The sequence below is a fragment of the Pedobacter sp. SL55 genome, assembly GCF_026625705.1.
Lineage (GTDB): Bacteria > Bacteroidota > Bacteroidia > Sphingobacteriales > Sphingobacteriaceae > Pedobacter.
The window spans coordinates 1609603-1628249 of sequence record NZ_CP113059.1; the positions used below are offsets into that span (position 1 = coordinate 1609603).

Consider the following 18647-nt stretch of genomic DNA (forward strand, 5'->3'; position numbering starts at 1 on the left):
CTAGCTATTTGCCCTTATAAAAACAAATTGTAAAAAACAAAAAACTCCTTGGCGCTTAACCAAGGAGTTCACATTTATATTTGCTTTAATTAAAGCTTATTTCTTTGTGGTATCAGCTTTTGCTGGTGTAGCAGCAGGAGCTGTAGATTTTGTAGGCAAGCCACTTCCAATTGGAGAAGGAGCAGCTGTTTTGTTGATCAACTCATCGATTTTAGAACCTGTTGCACCTGTAGCAGAACTAGATTTGCTCATTGCCGTAATTGCTAATGAAAACACTACGATTAAGGCCAATAAAACCCAAGTTCCTTTTTCTAAAACATCGCCAGTGCGTTGTACGCCAAACATGTTGCTGCTAGCGCCGCCAGTAGCTAAACCACCACCCTTAGGGTTTTGGATTAAAATGAATAGAGCTAAGGCAATACATGCAATTACCAATAAAACAATAAGTAGGGTAGTAGCCATTTGATATAATAATTTTAAATTTTCTTTTCTAAGGATTGTATAAGGTCGGCAAAGTAACCACTTTTTTCTGGAAATTTCAAACTTAATTTTTGATAAGTATCTATCGCCTTGTGATAAAGCATTTGCTCGATGTAAATTTGCGCCAATGTTTCGGAAACCAAATCATTAGGATCTTCTGCACTTTTTTTAGCTTTGTTTTCAGTATTGATCTGTTCTGGTTTAAGCGCCTTAATTTGCGGATCGTTCTTGATAAAGTTATCAATGATCGAGCTTTCTTTGGTGCTTGGCAAATTGGTGGTTTGGTCTTCTTTTAAAGGTTCTAAAGGAGACTGAATGTGAAAGATATTTTCTACATATTGCTGTTGCAGCGGTTGCGAGCTTGCTTTTGCTGGCGATGCAAAAGGTCTAAAAATCTGTTCGTGATCTTTACGAGTTTTTGCTAACCACCATAAAAAAGTATAAGGCAATTTATCATCGTCGTATTTACTAACCACGTTTTCTTGTGCGAAATCGGTTCTAACAACAGGCTCCTCTTTAATTTCTGGAGCTTCATCAGTTGCTGGTTCTTCTTCAACAGCATTTTCAGAACTAAAATTACCATCAAAAGCAAAGAAATCTATAGCAGCAACCGATTCTGGAATAAGTTCTTCTTCTGCTTTTTCAGTTTGGTTTTCAAAAATGGTTTCCTCAATAAGCTCTTCCTTATTATCGGGCAGGGTTTCTTCATTAACAAAACCTTCAGCTGGAATAACAAATTCATTGATTTCTTCGAAAACTTCCTGTTGGTCTGCTTCTGGGGCGATTTCTATTACGTCTTGAGGCTCACAGACTTTGATGATTTCAGGCTGTAAAGGTTCCAAATTCTCAATTTCTGGAACTACAAAATCGCTGGTTAGCGTAGCTGGGGCTGTTTCTATAATTTCTGGGATCTCAATTTCATTACTGTCTAATAGTTCAGGTGCCGCAGGCTCGGTAATGCTTGCTTCATCCTTAACAATTTCAATTTTGTAGCTATTGGTAAAAGGCTGGTAGGTAATGATATTGAGATCTTCAACAACGTTAAGTTCTTGCGGTTCGTGAATTACACGATGTAGGATATTTCCGTTAGTATATAGTGCAGCTTTAGTAAAAGCAATTTGTTTATTTTCAGTTTCGCTGCTGGCCTTTGCCAGTAGTAAATGCAAAGGTTGGTAGTATGGAAAAGTTTTGATGAGCTGTTGCAAAAAAGGGATATGCTCTTGCGTAGCCGAATTTGGTTTGGCAAGTAGTTGTTCCAATTGTTGCTTCATCTCTATATTCAACTCCATCGTGCTAAGTTAATAATTGAAATAGATAAATACCTACCATTGTGCAAAAGCACGGTTAAAAATGTTTTCGGTAAGCTTCATATTTACTTCCCTTATTAGGGCTTGTTCTTGGCTTTGTAGGTTGCCTGTTAACTTAAAATCCTGAAAGGCAGTAAAACTTTCGTCGAAACTGGTTTTAACTTTTCCGGTATCTAGGTTGTTTACGTACTTTACCTGAACGGTAATGCTAAGCCTGTTACCTCCTGCGGTGGGCTGTGTATTATCCCCAAAAGCAATTGGTGTAATTGAATACGCCGTAATTCGTCCTTCCATGGTAGCGTCTGCCTCGTTTTGTGTAATGCTTAGGCTACTTTGTGTACGAATACGCTCTTTTAAAGCTTCGGTAAAAGTTTGTGCTAACGTAGGCACTACCAAAGGCGCATTGTTTTCGAAAAACCTTACGTTAATGGTTTTCATTGTTGGCGGAATAGAAGCCCCTTTAAAGTTATAACTACAGCTAGCAGCAACGAGGACAACTGCTAAAAACAAAAATATTTTCTTCATGCTGATTACAGATTTAATTCCTTTATTTTCCTGTAGAGTGTACGTTCAGATATACCTAGCTCTTGCGCTGCAAATTTACGTTTGCCTTTATGTTTTTTCAATGCTTTTTTAATCAAATCAGATTCTTTATCTATCAATGATAAAGATTCTTCAACTTCTTCGGCATCGTGGGCATAGTTGAAATCGTTAGGCGTGTTTTGCGAAGGATGTTTGATTGTTAACGTAGGTTCTGAGGAATGATTGTTCAAATCAACATCTTGATAAAGCTGATTGATGAACTGCGGATTATCGGCTATTACATGCGCCATATTGCCACCGCCATTTTGAATAATCTCTGCTACTAACTTTTTCAGTTCTACCATGTCCTTTTTCATGTCGAACAATACTTTGTAAAGGATATCTCTTTCAGAAAAATCTTCTTTACTAGAAGTATTTACTGCCATTGGCAAGTTGCTGTTCTGTTCGTTGGGGATATAGTTTAACAAAGCTTGGGCGGTAACATTACGTTCTTTTTCTAGCACGCAAACCTGCTCGGCAATATTTTTTAACTGACGCACATTGCCCGGCCAACTGTAATTGCTCAGCATTTGAACGGCATCATTTTCTAACTGTATGCCTGGCGATCGGTACTTGTTGCTGAAATCAGAAACAAACTTTCTAAACAACAAATACACATCATCTTTGCGCTCCCTTAAAGGCGGAATACGCAATGGAACGGTGTTTAAACGATAGTATAAATCTTCACGGAATTTACCTTTTTTTACGCTGTCGTAAACATCAACATTGGTTGCAGCAATAATCCTTACATCTGTTTTTTGAACTTTCGAAGAACCTACACGCAGGTACTCGCCACTTTCTAAAATACGTAGCAGACGAGCTTGGGTTCCCAAAGGAAGTTCGGCAACTTCATCTAAGAAAATAGTACCTCCGTTAGCTACCTCAAAATAGCCTTTACGAGCTTCATGAGCACCAGTAAAAGATCCTTTCTCGTGACCAAATAACTCAGAATCTATAGTTCCTTCTGGAATAGCACCACAGTTTACGGCAATAAAAGCGCCGTGTTTACGAGCACTTAATTGGTGGATAATGTGCGAAAAAACTTCTTTACCACTACCACTTTCTCCAGTAATTAAAACCGACATATCAGTAGGCGCCACCTGACTAGCCGTGTCTATCGCTCGGTTCAATAAAGGCGAATTGCCAATAATGCCGAAGCGTTGTTTTATACTTTGTGTATCCATTTTTAGTATCTAGTACTTAGTATCAAGTATTAAGACTTGAAATGTATTATTTTATTAAGAAAAGCAGTTTCAGTTTTCCATCGTTTCAGATAGTCCCGCTATCCGTTTTACTTCGCTACGCTCGTGCCCACTGCTATCGGGTTTAGTTCACAAAACTCAGTGTTCCAAACAACCAAAAACCAACAAACTAACCAACCACTTTACCTATCAGCGTAGCCGATGTACAACGCTCAATATAAACGTTTGCGTATTCTCCTGGTTTTACCGAATCGGTAACAGGGAAAACTACCATGGCATTTTCATCATTACGACCTCTGTATTCTTTGTCAGATTTTTTCGAGAAACCTTCTATCAAAACTTTAACTGTTTTACCCACAAACTCTTCTAAACAAGCCAAAGAGTCTTCTTGTTGCTTTTTGAAAATTTCTGCCAATCGGCGAGCTTTTACCTCTTCTGGTACATCGTCTTTGTACTTACGTGCGGCTAGCGTTCCCGGTCTTTCAGAGTAAGAAAAGGTGTAGGCAAAATTGTATTTAGCATAGTCCATAATACTCAAGGTATCTTGATGTTCTTCTTCCGTTTCTGTGCAAAAACCAGCAATAATATCAGACGAAATTGCACAACCCGGAATAATACGACGAATTGCATCAATTCTATTCATGTACCATTCTCTGGTGTAAGTTCTGTTCATTAAGGCCAAAATTCTGCTGTTGCCCGACTGAACAGGTAAGTGTATGTAGTTGCAAATGTTATCGTATTTTGCAATGGTGTAAAGCACCTCGTCGGTAATGTCTTTAGGGTGTGAAGTAGAGAAACGAACCCTTAAATCTGGATGAATTTCTGCCACCATTGCTAACAATTGTGCAAAGTTTACCGAACCTTCAGCATGTTCTTTGATTAAAGCAGAAGGTAAATCAGTTTTATTGCTTAATGCCTCTAACAGAGCGTCGCCAGTTAAGGTGTTCATGTCATCGGCAGCATCGGCAGTAACTTTTTTTGGTGCTTTTTCTGGACTCCACAAGTAAGAATCCACATTCTGCCCCAAAAGGGTAACTTCACGATAACCATTTTCAAACAGCTCTTTTGCTTCTTTAATGATAGAAAACGGGTCTCTGCTGCGTTCTCTTCCTCTGGTAAATGGAACCACGCAGAACGAACACATGTTATCGCAACCACGCATAATGGTTACAAAAGCGGTAATGCCGTTGGTGTTTAAACGCACCGGACTAACATCTGCATAGGTTTCTTCACGAGATAAAATTACGTTAACCGCTTTGTGGCCATCCTCAACTTGGTTAATCAACTTCGGTAAATCACGGTAAGCATCTGGGCCAACCACCACATCTACCAATTTTTCCTCTTCTAAAAATTTTGCTTTCAAGCGCTCGGCCATACAACCTAATACGCCCACTACCAATTTCGGGTTTCTACGTTTCTCCACCCGAAATTGTGATAACTTATTGCGCACACGTTGTTCTGCATTTTCTCTGATAGAACAAGTGTTAATGAAAATTACATCAGCATTTTGGTAATCGCTAGTGGTTTCAAAACCAGTTTCAGAAAGAATAGAGGCAACAATTTCGCTATCTGCAAAGTTCATTTGGCAACCATAACTTTCTATGTAAAGTTTTTTGCCATCGCCTTTTTTATCTAACACCAGTGCTTCTCCTTGGCGGGTTTCGTCGTGTGTTTTATCTTGAAGCTTAAAATCAATCATATTTGAGTTGCGGGTTATCAGTTATCAGTTTTGAGCTTAGGCTGGTAACCCGTAGCTCGCCACATTTAACCCAATTTTAATTGGGTTTCAAAAGTACAAAAATTAAATGATAAATGACAGAATGGCAGTAATTTTACAATCGGTTTATGATTATAAAAACAATAAGGTCTTCTTTTTTGTCTTTACTCGAATAAACAGCAACTTTATGAGCAAACATACTTTCTATCGCAAGCGTAAATTCTGGTACTGGTTTGGCGGTATTTTAGGTGCCCTTATCTTAATTCTAGGTATCGCTGCTTTAATTTTAAGCGCCAAGTGGAAACCAGCCTTAACTACAAAAATTAAAGAAGGTGTAAGTAATGCTTCTAACGGCTTGTACCAAATCAATTTTAAAGATATTCATCTTAATTTACTAACCGGAACTGCGGTTTTAGATAGTATCAGCTTAATGCCCGATACCAATGTTTTTAATCAGCTAAAGGATCAAAAGCAAGCTCCAACGCATTTGTTCCGTATCAAATTGGCGCATTTAAAAATATCAAGAGTAGGGATTTTAAAGGCGTATTTTAAAAAGAAAATAGATTTAAGTGCAATTGTTTTAGATCATCCATCAATTGACATGGTTTATCACAAAGTACCGAGGCGAACTGATACCGTAAAGGATGAAAGAACCTTGTATCAACAAATTTCTAAATCATTAAAATCAATTGCCGTTGGGCAAATCAAAATAGTAGATGCTGATTTTGATTATTACAATGGCAAACGCAGGCTCAATCAGGTTAAGCACCTTTCGGTTAACGTAAAAGATGTTTTGATTGATTCTGCCGCTCAGTTTGATACCACTAGGGTTTTTCATAGTAAAAACATTGGTTTCGAACTTTTAGGGTACCAGTCAGAAACTAAAGATAAACTGTACACCTTAAAGCTAGATACTTTAAGAGGGTCGATTACGGGTAAGGATTTAGAAATTCGAGGTTTTAAGATGATTCCTAAATACCCAAAAATAGAGTTCAGTAGAAAATACGATGTGCAGAAAGACCGATACGATTTAGATTTTAAGAAAATTAGTTTATCTGGGATAGATTATGTAGGCTTAAATAACAATGGCGAACTTTTGGTTAAACAGGTTAATCTTGGTCCAGCCCAGGTAAATGTGTTTATGAATAGGGAATTACCACCGTCGAGCCTCAATAAATCTGGAAACTTTCCGCACATGGCGCTGAAACGTTTGCCCATTCCAACCATTATACAGCAGTTAAAAATTGCAAAAGTAAACGTGGCTTATGGCGAGTACAACCCTAAAACCAAAGAAATTGGAACAGTTAAATTAGATGGCCTAAACGGTACGATTAGTAATATAACTAATGACAGCAGCCGACTTGCAAAGCAAAGCCATGCTTATGCAGATTTAACTACTTACGTAATGGGCAAAGCTAAATTGAACGTTAAGATAGACTTTAACTTAACTTCAAATAATGGTGCGTTTAATTATAAAGGAAAAGTTAACGGCTTTGATTTGAAAGCGCTTAATGCGATTTCGAAACCTTTAGGGCAAATTGAATTGGAAAGCGGGCAGGTTACCTCGGCAAGTTTTGATGTTTCTGCTAATGCCGCTGGCTCTAAAGGTGTAGTGTATTTTTACTACAAAGATTTAAAAATTAAAATGCTTGGCGAAGATGCCGACGGAAAAGAGAAGAAAAAAGGTCTGTTATCTTTTTTGGCAAATACTATTTTAATTAAGGACGATAATATTCCAGGCGAAAAGGGAAGGTTTGCCAACATTACCCACGAACGTGCTCCGCAGGCTTCTTTCTTTAACATCATGTGGAAATCTGTTTTTAAAGGGATGAGAGAAATTGTAGGTATTGGCATTGTGCCGATGAAGAACGGAGAAAAGCCGAAGAAGTAGGAGGTGGTTTGGAGTGTTGCATTGTTAAATTGTTGCATTGCTTGGTCAGCAACAATATGACAATCAAACAATAATTTTGCTTATAACCTGAGTTCTATTTTTAACCTATTGATAATTAGACTTTAAAACTGATGCTGAACTAAATTCAGCATGACGAACCGCCGATTTTCCGTCACCCTGAATTTATTTCAGGGTCAGCTAACCCAATAACTTTATATAATAACGTAAAATAAGCAAATAATAATCGAACTGAGGTTTATAACAATACAGCAATTGTTTTCACACTAAAATCTGTATCTTGTAATTAAATAACTAATGCTAACTTGCCAATGCCTAAAGCAACATCCAAAAGCAAAAAAAGATTAAAGTGGATTTTAGGTGTGTTGCTATTTGTGATTTTAGTTGTTGTTAGCGTGTCTTGGTATGTTTCTGGTAAAATAAAGCCAATTGTACAACAAGAATTAGGTGTAATTGTAAATAAGGCAACAAATGGGCTTTACAACATCCGTTTCGATAAAGTAAATGTAAATCCGCTTACGGGCAATGCCTCGTTAACAAAAGTAAGTTTAATACCCGATACCAATATGTATCGAAAATTGGTTGCGCAAAAAAAAGCGCCTAACAATTTGTATATCGTTCAACTTCAAAAGTTAAGCATCAAGAAATTTCATCCGTTTAAAATCTATTTCGATAAGAAACTAGAGATTGATTTGCTTCTGTTTGATCAACCAAGTATTACAATGGTTAATAAATCGTTGTTTTTTAACGAGAACAAAACGCCACAACCCGAAATTGCCCCTTACGACTATATCAAAAGTATTTTCAGTACACTACACGTTAAAACGATAGATTTTAAAAATGCCAGTTTCAAGTATGTGAATAATAACGGGGCAAAGCCCGATATCGATACCATTTCTAACATCACTATTTCATTAAAAGATTGGCTCATTGATTCTACATCGGCTAACGATAAAAGTAGGTTTTACTTACTTAAAGACGCTTACGTTTACCTGAACAATTATACTTACGCTACGCCAGATAGCATGTATTACATTAAGGCTAGCGAGTTTGAGTTTAGTGCCTCTGCAAAGAAGTTAAGTATTAAAGAATTTGCGCTAGCGCCGCGGTACTCGGAACAAGATTTTGCCAAGGTAAATGGCTATGCTAGAGATCGATATTCTTTACAACTCAATAATATTGACTTTGAGGGTATAAATTTGTTCACATATATTAAAAATAGAGAAGTGATGGCTGATGAAATGAAGATTGCGAACGGTACACTATCTGTTTTTAACGACAACTCGTACCCTAAACTGCTAAAAGACAAAACAGGAAGGTTTCCGCACCAGCTTCTTCAAAAAATAGGTATTCCAGTTAACATCAAAAAAATTAACCTCAATGAATTAGATATCAGTTATGCTGAGTTTGACAAAGAAAGTAGGCAGCGAGGAAGAATTACCTTTAACAATACCTCTGGTACAATTACCAATGTAACTAATCAACTTAAACACAAAAAGAGAAATCCAATAATAGAAGCCAATTTGCAAAGTTATTTAATGGAACAGGGTAGGCTTAACGTGGGTTTTAAGTTTAATGTAATGGCTCGCAAAGCAGATTTTTCTTACCGAGGGCAATTGTTAAATATGGATGCAAAGCAGTTGAATTATGTAACCAGACCTTTGGCGATGTTGCAAATTAAAAGCTGTTTAGTGCGCAGTTTGGCCTTTGATATTAAAGCAAATGATGAAGTTGCAAAAGGAAAAGTAGCGTTTGCGTATAACGATTTGTCTTTAGGTTTAATGAAACGGCACGAAGGTGGCGAACGTTTAAAGCGCTTGGGGATTTTATCGCTACTGGCAAATGCGATGGTTATTTACTCAGACAACCCCTCGGTTGATGGGAAATTTACCATAGCTACTGTTGATTACAAGCGTAAACCTACGGCTTCTTTCTTTAATTTTATTTGGAAAACCTTGTTTCAGGGAGTGAAATATAGTATTGGTTTTACACCACAAAAAGAAGCCGAAATTAAGCGCTATGTGTCTAAGTTCGAAAGTATGAAAAGCGAGCGTGAAAAAAGGAGAATGAGGAGGGAGATGCGCAGGTTTGAGCGAGAAAGAAATCGTTAACAAAAAAGCCCCGAATTAAAAAATCCGAGGCTTGATGTTTTTATGCGGAATTTGATTAAGAAATTACCCAGTTCCATCCAAAAGTATCTGGAGCTAAACCATATTTAATATCGTTTAACTTCTTAGCGATACCGTTTGAAATATTTCTTGAAGCTACATCAGTCAACGTGTAAGTTTTACCTTCGTAACCAATCTCGCCAATGTGGGTAACTGTAGCAGCAGTACCAGCAGCAAATGCTTCGGTTAGCTTGCCATTCTCAATACCTTCAATGATTTCTTTAACAGATAATCTTCTTTCTTCTACTTCAACACCATCAGCTTTAGCTAATTGAATGATCGTATCTCTAGTTACGCCATCTAAAACGGTAGTTCTAATCGCTGGGGTAACTAATTTGCCATCAATTACGAACATTAAGTTGGCAGTTCCAGCTTCTTCGATGAACTCGTGCGTTTGTGCATCTGTCCAAATCAATTGGTCGAAACCTTCTTTTCTAGCTACTTCAAATGGATATAACGAACGAGCATAGTTGCCAGCTGTTTTAGCATAACCTACACCGCCATCATCAGCTCTTGTGAATTCAGTTTCTACTTTTACTCTTAAAGCTTTGTTATAATATTTGCCAGTTGGGGTAGTTAAAACTGCGAAAGTATAACTGTCTGATGGTCTAACGCCTAAATAAGGGTCAGTAGCGTACATTACTGGTCTTATATATAATGCGTAGTCTTCTTGGTTAGGCACCCATTTCTCATCAACGTTGATTAGGGCAGCCATACCTTGCATAAAAATTTCTTCAGGAACTTCGGCCATTGCCATTCTTCTTGCCGATTTATTAAAACGCAGGAAGTTTTTGTCAGCCCTGAAGATGCTGATTTTACCGTCAGGTAGCCTGTAGGCCTTAATGCCTTCGAAAATAGCTTGTCCGTAATGCAGCGCAGAAATTGCTGGGCTCATCGGGATTGGGCCATAAGGAACTACTCTTGGGTTTTTCCATACACCATCCTCATAGTCACACAAAAACATGTGGTCGGTAAACACTTTACCGAATGGTAACTCTGAAAAATCAGTAACTGTAAGGCGAGTTTGCTCAACCTTGGTTACTTTGATGTCTAATGTTTCGGTCATTTTATAGAATTTTAGCAAGAACGCTTACGCTTTTGACGTAAACGCCTTTTTTTATTTTGCTGCAAAAGTACTAAAAATCAAACGTTTTTTGAGGTTTTGCTAAGAATTAATGTTTGTTTTTGAGTGTCTGTAGCACACTAAGTACCCATCCTTTTCCCCACTCTTCCATCTGTTCTTCGGTCCATAAAAAAGGGTAAAAAATTCTTTTTTGAAAACGCGGAGGCAGGTATTTCTGCCAATTGGTTCCGCCGGTTGCGGCAATGTCTACAGAGTCTTTCTCTAAATAACGCACCGCAGACTTGTAGTGCGATAAAGGCCACTCTACATTTACATATAAATCTAGCTTGCGTAATTCTTCTGCCAATCCGCTTACATCTTCGCCTTTGGCTTCTAATTGTTTGTAAAGCGATGCAAAGTTGCTATGCTCACGCTCTTTTGCTAAGGCTAAAAACTGTGCTGCGTATTTACTGATGAACTGTTTTAAGGTTAAAGTTTGTTTGCCGCTAGCTAGTTCAGTAGCGCCAGCCTTCCAATAAATATGTTCGAATTTTTCTTCGATGCTAGCATTCGCTAATTCTTCTCTTTTACTTTTATCAACCAGTTGAGTAAAATGAGTTGCGGAAATCTCAATCATTCTGTATTGCCCGCTTTGGAAACCACTTGCAGGCAACAGCGACATACGGAATTTTAAAAACTGTTCCTTTTCCATGCCATTTACCATTACTTCGAATGAGGTAGTTAAAGCATTGAAATAAGCGTTGATTCTTTTTACACGTTCGGTAAAGAATTTTAAGGTAAGGTTTTCATGCTCTGCAATTTGCCTGCACTCATGTAACGAAAGCTTAAAATAAAGCTCTGTAATTTGATGATACATGATGAAGATTTCCTCGTCGGGGAATGGTGTTTTCGGACTTTGCAGACTCAGTAGCGTGTCTAAATGTATATAATCCCAATAGGTAAGGAAATCTGCGTATAAAAGGCCATCTAAGTAAGAGACCATATCTTGTCCCATCGCTTCATATTTCTCTTGAAGCAGGGTTAATTTTTCTTTGATTTGTGGAGTGAGTTCCATTTTGTTTTGTCTTTAACACGGTTTGGTCGTGTTTGTTTATATTTAAACCGACCCTGAAATAAATTCAGGGTGACGTACTATTTTCGTCATGCTGAATTTTATTTCAGCATCTGTTAGAAAGATAATAACTAGCTAGGCCTATCTATGATAAGCGTAAAATTGAAAATCTGGATCCACGATGATTGAAGCATATGTTGTTGTACTTTGACAATCTTTCAAAGATTGTCAAAGTTATTTAATTAAAAATCATCAATTACAAAATTGTCATCTATTTCTCTATCATGGAAATTTTGAAATTGTTCCCGGCTTCCGAAAAAGCCGATAACTTCCTTGCGTTTTAGTAACGTAGGTTTTTCATTTAAAAAGCTTAAATAAGAACTCCATTTCCAAATTTTGAAATCGTTTGTAAGTTGGTGTTTTTTAGGGTTATGATGGATGTAATAAATAAGATGGGAAAAATGAGATTGTTCTTTTACTAATGCTCTTTTAAAAGGTGTTTGAAATAAAGTTCCAATTCTGTTTTGTTGTTTATTGAATGCTAATGCATAGCTTTGAAATAGTAAACGAAACTGTTTGCTTACAACATTATGCAAATTAATTGCTTCATTTTCCTTTATTCTAATTAAAAAATGAAAATGATTGTCGAGTAGGCAATAAGCGTAAACTTCTATCAATTCGTTTAGATAATACGAAAACCTTTTTAGAAAGAAGATATAGTTTCCATCGTTAACAAACATTTTCTTTTTGTCGATGGTTCGGTTATAGATATGGTAGAACCTTCCACTCTCAAACTTGGTGTAATAATGTTCTTCTTTAGCCATAGGTAGTTGGCTTTAGGTTAATTTAACTTTACTTAAAGTTACGTTTTAACTTTGACAATCTTTTAAAGATTGTCAAAGTTGTAAGACGAAGACAATCTAATACAATACCCTAAATTTAATTGTATGCTCAATCTTTTTTAACGATTTGAACAATTGCTTATCATACTCTGTATTGATGTCTGTAATGGCATAGCCGATGGTGCTGTTGGTCATTAAAAACTGACCTACAATGTTGATGTTGTGCTTGGCAAAAATGGTATTGATTTGCGCCATAATGCCGGGTACATTCTTGTGGATGTGGATCAATCGGTGCGATTTAGCTATAGCTGGCAACTGTAAGTTAGGGAAGTTGCTACTCAAATAAGTAGTTCCTTTATTCATGAAATCTGCCACACGTTTTGGTATAAATAAAGAGTTTCTAGGATTGCCTTTCGGATCATCGAAAACCACAATACCCATTTCGTTACAAACTTGTAGAGAGAATTTATTTTTTGCGTTGCCTAAGTAACCAATCGTTTTCAGTTTTACGGCTCGCTTCAATTTATCCTCTTCAATTTTTTCGCCATCAGCTAAAAGCATCATGCCCACATCGCCAACATATTTTTCTTCAAACTCTGTTTTATGTCGAATAGAAAATCCATCCTTTTTAAGAAAAGCAATGGTTTCTTCCGGAACATTGCCAATTACCAAACACAAAATTCTGTTTTTGGGATAAGAGATTGACTGAGGTAAATTATTTACATACAAAAATTCGTCGAAGCTTGGTGTAACGTGGTCGGCTTTGGTTACGATGCTTTCGCGGGCAATATTCTCGGTAAAAGCATAGAATTTTTTAATCAAACCGCTTTCACGTAACTGGTAATCAGAGTAACCATCTCCAATGCCATATAAATCGCCTTGCAATTGCAACTGGTGCATCAGTTTTACTTTTCCACCTTCTTCACTTAACGGATTGGCATGGTCGTAATCAATGATTTTTCCATCGCCTGTGGTTACAAAAGTATTGGCGTAAATATTCTCTTTTTTGATGTGGTACTGACTAACCACCGGGGTAATGAACTCTTTAAATCCACCAGAAACAATTAAAACTTCATCGGCATGTTTTTTAAAAAATTCTGCATTGCGTGAAAAAGATTTAGACACTTTTTTCTTTAAATGTTTGATGAGTTTTTGCAGATGCTCTTCATTTGCATCTAACAACTTTACCCTTTGCGCTAAGCTCTCCGAAAACGACAGTTTGCCCTCCATCGCTAAATTGGTATAGTCTTCTATCTTCTGATAAATGGCTTCGCGATCTGGATGTTTCGCCAAAGAAATTCGAGCTAACTCGTCTAAGGCTTCTACTTGGGTAAAGGTGCTATCAAAATCGATGATGTAAAAGTTCTGTTGTTTCATTATTTGTTTTGGGGGTTTCATTTTGATTTTCCCTTAATCAGCGGGCTAATCATTTATTTAAGTGCATTGCAAACTTCAGCGATGCTCTGGTTTACGGGTTTAAATTTAAAATTTAGGGTGTCTGTTATTTTTTGGTTGGTATAATAACTTAGGTTAAAACTGCTACGGGCGGCATCTTTAGTTAAGGCGGCAGGTTTTCTGGTAATTAGCGAAACCAATTTTGCCGCTCGCCAAGCAATGCCCAACATCCAAGGTTTAGCTTCTTTGCTCGGTGGTTTAACACCAAAACCTTGTGCAATTTGTGCGAAAAAATCTTTGTAATGCAGATTTTCGGCACTTAAGGTATATCGTTCTTCGCTAATGTTGCTTTCCATCAGTAAAATCATGCATTTGGCCACGTCTTCTACATCTACAATGCCAGTTGCACCATCGGTATAGAATTTTAATCCATCTTTTACTAATTTAAAAATAGCTCCACTGCCACTAAAGCCTGCGTTTTTCCCAATAATTACTGCCGGATTTACAATTATGGCATCTAATCCCTCGGCAATGCCACGCCATACTTCCATTTCGCCTTGATACTTAGAAATGGCGTAGTTGTGTGCTTTTGGGTCGTAATCCCAAAAATGTTTTTCAGATATTAGTTCATCTTTTTTAGGATAACCTAAGGCTGCGATAGAACTTACATGTAGCAAACGAACATTGTTCTCTAAGCAAAGATTTACAATGTTGGCAGTACCTTCAATATTGATTTTTAGAAGTACGGCTTTGTCTTTCGGATCAAATGATACAGTAGCGGCACAGTGGTAAACTTTGGTAATGCCTTCAAAAGCATCAGCCAAATTTTCTGGTTCGTTAATGTCTGCAATATGCCAAGTAACTAAGGTGTTGTTTTGTAGTAAAGCCGGAATTTTAGAGCTGCTTCGCCTAATGGCACGAACCAGTATGTTTTGGTCTGTAAGCTGCTTTACCAATTCTGCCCCTAAAAAACCTGTAGCCCCTGTAACAAGTATCATTTCATCTGTTTATAGATTACCAGTTTAAGCACAAAATTTAAAAATGCGCTTAATATGTGCTTTCAAAAATAGATATTTGAGGGCAAACATTTAGTGGCTTTATGACTTTATCCGATTTTTTTTCTCCTATTGATACCGAAAAATTTACACCTAAACATGGTTTCTTAACTAGCCAACTGGGCATGAAGGTAGAATTTTATACAGATATCTTTCCGGATTTGGAAGAAGAGAAGTATGATTTGGCCATTATTGGCGTAAAAGATGATAGGGGAGCGGTAAACAATAATGGTTGTTCTTTGGCTCCAGATTATTTTAGGGAGCAATTTTATTTGTTGAACGAAGGCCAGTCGCCAACTAAAATTATCGACTTAGGAAACATCATAGCTGGCCAGCAAGTGTCTGACACCTATTTTGCGCTTAAAACTGTAGTTGCCGAATTGGTTAAATTGGATATTGTGCCCATTATTATTGGTGGTGGACAAGACTTAACCTATGCGCAATACATGGGCTACGAAAGTTTGGAGCAGAAAGTAGATTTGTTGGTAGTTGATAATCGCTTTGATTTAGAGCAAGATGAAAATGAGGATGTTGTTACTACCTCCCAGAGCTATTTAACTAAGATTTTCTTGCATCAACCTAACTACTTGTTCAACTTTAGTAACATGGGCTACCAAACTTATTTTGTTAACCAAGATAGTTTGAGAGTGATGGATAAGCTATATTTTGATGTGCACCGTTTGGGCGAATTTGTCTCCGATTTATCAGTTTCTGAGCCTGTAATCCGCAATGCAAATATGGTAAGTTTCGATATGGGCTCCATTCGCTCTAGCGATGCCTGTGGTAATGCTAATATGGTGCCTAATGGTTTTTACGGCGAAGATGCTTGCCGTATTTCACGCTATGCTGGGATGAGCGATAAGCTTACTTCCATTGGTTTCTATGAGTTTAATCCAGCTTTCGATAAGGGCGGGCAAACGGCCATGTTACTGTCGCAAATGGTGTGGTATTTTGTAGATGGCTATTACAGCCGCAAAAAGGATTTTCCACTAACGCCAAAATCTCAATATATCATTTACCGAGCAAGCGTAAACGATGGAGCTACCGAAGTAAATTTTGTGAAGAGCAAAAAATCTGACCGATGGTGGATGCAGGTGCCTTATCCGGCCAATGGCTCTAAAAACGAACGTTTTCATCTGGTGCCTTGTAGGTACGATGATTACAATACCGCCGTTAAAGGAGAAATGCCAGACCTTTGGTGGCGCACTTATCAAAAACTAGCCTAATTTTACAATATTAGTATGAGATATTCGTATATTTGAGCTACAACTTATTATTACTAAAAAGGGTTGTTTAAAGCGGCCCTATAACCTAAAACACTCAACAAGGAAATGAAAAAAATAATTCTTTCGGCCATGCTGCTATCTCCAATAGCATTAATGGCTCAATCAGATTTTACTTTAAAAGGTGCTACAAAAACGGTGGCTAATGGCAATAAAGTATATTTGGTTTACGCAGAAAACGGACAAAGATTAACCGATTCGGCTATAGTTAACAATGGTGCTTTTGAGTTTAAAGGAAAGGTTACCAACCCAGTAATGGGTAACGTTTTCAATAATGTTAACCCTTACAAAAAAGGTGCAAACACCAAAAATATGGATTACACGGCTTTGTACATTGAGCCAGGAAACATCACATTAAATAGCGCCGATAGCTTAAAATCTGCTGTTGCGGGTGGTACACAGGCTAATATTGATAATGCCAAGTTAGCTGCCTCATTAAAGTCTTTTGCTGATCAGGAAAAAGCACTTAACGACGAATACGCATCGTATACAAAAGAGCAAAAAGAAGATAGTAAGGTAATGGATGTACTAATTGCTAAGTTCGATGCCATTAAAGCTCAAAAAACTCCAGTTTATTTGAAGTTCGTTAAAGAAAATCCAAAATCGTACATTAGCTTAATGCAGCTAAGCGCTTTAGCTAGTAATGATAAAGTAGTGGGCGAGGTAGAGAAATTGTACGCAACACTTTCGCCAGAGCTAAAAGCAACCAAAGTAGGACAATCTATTCCGGCTACTATAGATGCGACTAAAAAAACAGCTGTGGGTGTAATGGCAATGGATTTTACGCAAAACGATCCAGATGGAAAGCCAGTAAAACTATCTGATTTTAAAGGTAAATATGTGTTGGTAGACTTTTGGGCAGCATGGTGCGGGCCTTGCAGACAAGAAAACCCTAATGTGGTAGAGGCGTTCCAAAAATTTAAAGATAAAAACTTCACGGTGTTGGGCATTTCTTTAGACGGAGGTAGTACCAGAACAACAAAAGAGCAATGGTTAAAAGCCGTTGAAGATGATAAGTTAACTTGGACTCATGTTTCTGATTTGCAAGGTTGGAGCAATGCAGTTTCTTCTGCTTGGGGAATTAGAAGCATTCCTGCTAACTTTTTAATAGATCCTAGCGGTAAAATTGTAGCAAAAGATTTAAGAGGTAATGCCTTACATAACAAGCTTGCCGAAGTGTTAGACAAAAAACAAAGTAAGATTTTAAGTAGATTTGATGAAGGCCTTTCCGAGAAATTGGGAAGGCATTCTTGTTTGGTTGCATTTAACCTGTTGATGGTGTTATCACTAACAACGAAAAAGTATTTGATATAGAAAATGATGATATGAATTTGCTAGCGAAATCATATTTTGAAAGTTACCACGACCAGCTCTACTTGGCGTTGTAAGGCAAAATTTATTTTAATTTAAACCACTTTACGATTCCCGCTTTTGCGGACGAACTATTGGAGTTTATAGAAATTCTCCTTCATCTGCTTCTCTACTCCCTGCGCTTGCACATCATCGCTCTGCAAAAAAAAAAGCAAAATCAGTGAATATCTGCGGTAAAAATCTGCCTAATCAGCGGGAAGTTATAAGCAGTAAGCCCCGCTCACGCGGAAATGACGAAGATTCCAAATTAATTCTTTTAAAATTATGCTGTTTCTATTTTGATACAGTCTCCAGAGGAATGTTTTTTATTACAAGCTTGAGGTTGAAATTAAATGATGAAGCGCTTACTAAATCAATATTCCTAAAACTACAAAAACCACCCCTACAAAAGAGATTAGAAATGCAGGTTTGCCAAACAGCAGGCCTAAAACTAAGCCCGCAATAATTAAGAAAGATCCAATCCAGATGTAGCTAAAAGAGCTGGCTTTAGTGCCGTTTGTAACTGCCGCATTTTGGCGTTGGATACTTTCGGATTTAGCTAGGCTACTGTCTTTACGGTTAAGTTGATTGGATGTTTGGTTTGGCTTGGCCAAAGTTGTATCTGTAATGGCAGTTCTAACATTACTTGCCGTATTTGTGTGAGGGGTTTGCTCTACCGCTTTTTGTTTTGTTTCGATTTGCGCTTTTTTGCTAGCGCTTGCAACAACAGGCTTTGGGATTTGAGCTTTTGTATTTAAAGATTTAGCTTGCTGTTTTTGAAGGGCGGTTGTAGCGTTAATTGACCCAGGTTTGTTAGCTGGTGCAGCTTTGCCTTTGGGCACTGTATTTATAGGCGATGTAACAATGGGCGTATTATCTGCTGGTATTTGTACAATTTCTTTTTCGGTAACAATTGCTTTGGCGGTAATTACTACGCTTACTCTTTTTGGTTGTTCTTGTTGCGAAAAACCTAGTGCAGGCAGTAGCATTAACCCCCAAAAAAGGATTACATTAAAAACCGACTTATTTAAGTTACTGATCAAGCTGCAATTGTTGAGTTAATGCTAACAATTAAAAATATGCCAATTAACCACTAGAGGTAGCTGTGATGGTAAAAATCCCGACTAGTACCTTGTTTTAGGCCTAGACGGGATGTGGGTAATTGCATCTCGTAAATACAAGTTTACAAATAAATGCTGATAAATGAGAAAACTTTGCCTCG

The 18647-nt window shown here is 37.5% G+C and carries 15 protein-coding genes; 4 read left to right on the plus strand and 11 right to left on the minus strand.

The genetic code is table 11. The annotated features are described in order from the left end of the window. Window positions 1-96: 96 nt before the first annotated feature. The 5 genes from secG to OVA16_RS07365 form a co-directional block, all read right to left on the minus strand. Window positions 97-462, minus strand: coding sequence for a preprotein translocase subunit SecG (secG, locus tag OVA16_RS07345; RefSeq protein ID WP_267764547.1), 366 nt, complete (start codon window positions 460-462; stop codon window positions 97-99). 14 nt (window positions 463-476) lie between these two features. Beyond that, window positions 477-1769: a hypothetical protein gene (locus tag OVA16_RS07350; RefSeq protein ID WP_267764550.1), complete on the minus strand. Its 1293-nt coding sequence runs from the start codon at window positions 1767-1769 to the stop codon at window positions 477-479. A gap of 33 nt (window positions 1770-1802) precedes the next feature. Beyond that, complete coding sequence (locus OVA16_RS07355) at window positions 1803-2312, minus strand: LptE family protein (protein ID WP_267764552.1); 510 nt, start codon at window positions 2310-2312, stop codon at window positions 1803-1805. A gap of 5 nt (window positions 2313-2317) precedes the next feature. Next, window positions 2318-3553, minus strand: coding sequence for a sigma-54 interaction domain-containing protein (locus OVA16_RS07360; RefSeq protein WP_267764553.1), 1236 nt, complete (start codon window positions 3551-3553; stop codon window positions 2318-2320). Between the two features lie 187 nt (window positions 3554-3740). Further along, window positions 3741-5270 carry a MiaB/RimO family radical SAM methylthiotransferase gene (locus OVA16_RS07365; RefSeq protein ID WP_267764554.1) on the minus strand — a complete coding sequence of 510 codons (1530 nt, stop codon included), beginning with the start codon at window positions 5268-5270 and terminating at the stop codon, window positions 3741-3743. A gap of 205 nt (window positions 5271-5475) precedes the next feature. Here OVA16_RS07365 and OVA16_RS07370 point away from each other — a divergent pair, with 205 nt between their 5' ends. Together OVA16_RS07370 and OVA16_RS07375 are read left to right on the plus strand one after the other, a co-directional pair. Beyond that, complete coding sequence (locus OVA16_RS07370; protein ID WP_267764555.1) at window positions 5476-7179, plus strand: DUF748 domain-containing protein; 1704 nt, start codon at window positions 5476-5478, stop codon at window positions 7177-7179. 329 nt (window positions 7180-7508) lie between these two features. Beyond that, window positions 7509-9308, plus strand: coding sequence for a hypothetical protein (locus tag OVA16_RS07375; protein WP_267764556.1), 1800 nt, complete (start codon window positions 7509-7511; stop codon window positions 9306-9308). Window positions 9309-9363: 55 nt separating this feature from the next. On the opposite strand, the gene OVA16_RS07380 is transcribed toward OVA16_RS07375, so the two are convergent. From OVA16_RS07380 to OVA16_RS07400, 5 genes are all read right to left on the minus strand, one after another. Beyond that, entirely contained in the window at window positions 9364-10431 is a 1068-nt protein-coding gene (locus OVA16_RS07380; RefSeq protein WP_267764557.1) for a branched-chain amino acid aminotransferase, read from the minus strand. Window positions 10432-10537: 106 nt separating this feature from the next. Continuing rightward, window positions 10538-11503, minus strand: coding sequence for a tryptophan 2,3-dioxygenase family protein (locus tag OVA16_RS07385; RefSeq protein WP_267764559.1), 966 nt, complete (start codon window positions 11501-11503; stop codon window positions 10538-10540). A gap of 239 nt (window positions 11504-11742) precedes the next feature. After that, entirely contained in the window at window positions 11743-12324 is a 582-nt protein-coding gene (locus OVA16_RS07390; protein WP_267764560.1) for a hypothetical protein, read from the minus strand. 96 nt (window positions 12325-12420) lie between these two features. Next, window positions 12421-13719, minus strand: coding sequence for an HAD-IB family phosphatase (locus OVA16_RS07395; protein ID WP_267764562.1), 1299 nt, complete (start codon window positions 13717-13719; stop codon window positions 12421-12423). A 53-nt stretch (window positions 13720-13772) separates the two neighbouring features. After that, a complete protein-coding gene (locus OVA16_RS07400; RefSeq protein WP_267764565.1) occupies window positions 13773-14735 on the minus strand; it encodes an NAD-dependent epimerase/dehydratase family protein in 963 nt (320 codons plus the stop codon). Window positions 14736-14836: 101 nt separating this feature from the next. Here OVA16_RS07400 and OVA16_RS07405 point away from each other — a divergent pair, with 101 nt between their 5' ends. Both OVA16_RS07405 and OVA16_RS07410 read left to right on the plus strand, forming a co-directional pair. Further along, on the plus strand, window positions 14837-16018 hold the full coding sequence (locus OVA16_RS07405) for a formimidoylglutamase (RefSeq protein WP_267764567.1): 1182 nt from the start codon (window positions 14837-14839) through the stop codon (window positions 16016-16018). A gap of 105 nt (window positions 16019-16123) precedes the next feature. Continuing rightward, window positions 16124-17389: a redoxin domain-containing protein gene (locus tag OVA16_RS07410; protein ID WP_267764568.1), complete on the plus strand. Its 1266-nt coding sequence runs from the start codon at window positions 16124-16126 to the stop codon at window positions 17387-17389. A 404-nt stretch (window positions 17390-17793) separates the two neighbouring features. On the opposite strand, the gene OVA16_RS07415 is transcribed toward OVA16_RS07410, so the two are convergent. Next, window positions 17794-18414 carry a hypothetical protein gene (locus OVA16_RS07415; protein ID WP_267764570.1) on the minus strand — a complete coding sequence of 207 codons (621 nt, stop codon included), beginning with the start codon at window positions 18412-18414 and terminating at the stop codon, window positions 17794-17796. Window positions 18415-18647 lie beyond the last annotated feature (233 nt).

What these genes read in the sequence shown, in the direction of transcription:
- OVA16_RS07380 (WP_267764557.1), bottom strand. Translation starts at nt 10,431, where the DNA reads ATGACCGAAACATTAGACATCAAAGTAACCAAGGTTGAGCAAACTCGC.
- OVA16_RS07415 (WP_267764570.1), bottom strand. Translation starts at nt 18,414, where the DNA reads ATGCTACTGCCTGCACTAGGTTTTTCGCAACAAGAACAACCAAAAAGA.
- OVA16_RS07400 (WP_267764565.1), bottom strand. Translation starts at nt 14,735, where the DNA reads ATGATACTTGTTACAGGGGCTACAGGTTTTTTAGGGGCAGAATTGGTA.
- OVA16_RS07350 (WP_267764550.1), bottom strand. Translation starts at nt 1,769, where the DNA reads ATGGAGTTGAATATAGAGATGAAGCAACAATTGGAACAACTACTTGCC.
- OVA16_RS07360 (WP_267764553.1), bottom strand. Translation starts at nt 3,553, where the DNA reads ATGGATACACAAAGTATAAAACAACGCTTCGGCATTATTGGCAATTCG.
- OVA16_RS07365 (WP_267764554.1), bottom strand. Translation starts at nt 5,270, where the DNA reads ATGATTGATTTTAAGCTTCAAGATAAAACACACGACGAAACCCGCCAA.
- OVA16_RS07390 (WP_267764560.1), bottom strand. Translation starts at nt 12,324, where the DNA reads ATGGCTAAAGAAGAACATTATTACACCAAGTTTGAGAGTGGAAGGTTC.
- OVA16_RS07375 (WP_267764556.1), top strand. Translation starts at nt 7,509, where the DNA reads ATGCCTAAAGCAACATCCAAAAGCAAAAAAAGATTAAAGTGGATTTTA.
- OVA16_RS07405 (WP_267764567.1), top strand. Translation starts at nt 14,837, where the DNA reads ATGACTTTATCCGATTTTTTTTCTCCTATTGATACCGAAAAATTTACA.
- OVA16_RS07410 (WP_267764568.1), top strand. Translation starts at nt 16,124, where the DNA reads ATGAAAAAAATAATTCTTTCGGCCATGCTGCTATCTCCAATAGCATTA.
- OVA16_RS07370 (WP_267764555.1), top strand. Translation starts at nt 5,476, where the DNA reads ATGAGCAAACATACTTTCTATCGCAAGCGTAAATTCTGGTACTGGTTT.
- OVA16_RS07385 (WP_267764559.1), bottom strand. Translation starts at nt 11,503, where the DNA reads ATGGAACTCACTCCACAAATCAAAGAAAAATTAACCCTGCTTCAAGAG.
- OVA16_RS07395 (WP_267764562.1), bottom strand. Translation starts at nt 13,719, where the DNA reads ATGAAACAACAGAACTTTTACATCATCGATTTTGATAGCACCTTTACC.
- OVA16_RS07355 (WP_267764552.1), bottom strand. Translation starts at nt 2,312, where the DNA reads ATGAAGAAAATATTTTTGTTTTTAGCAGTTGTCCTCGTTGCTGCTAGC.
- secG (WP_267764547.1), bottom strand. Translation starts at nt 462, where the DNA reads ATGGCTACTACCCTACTTATTGTTTTATTGGTAATTGCATGTATTGCC.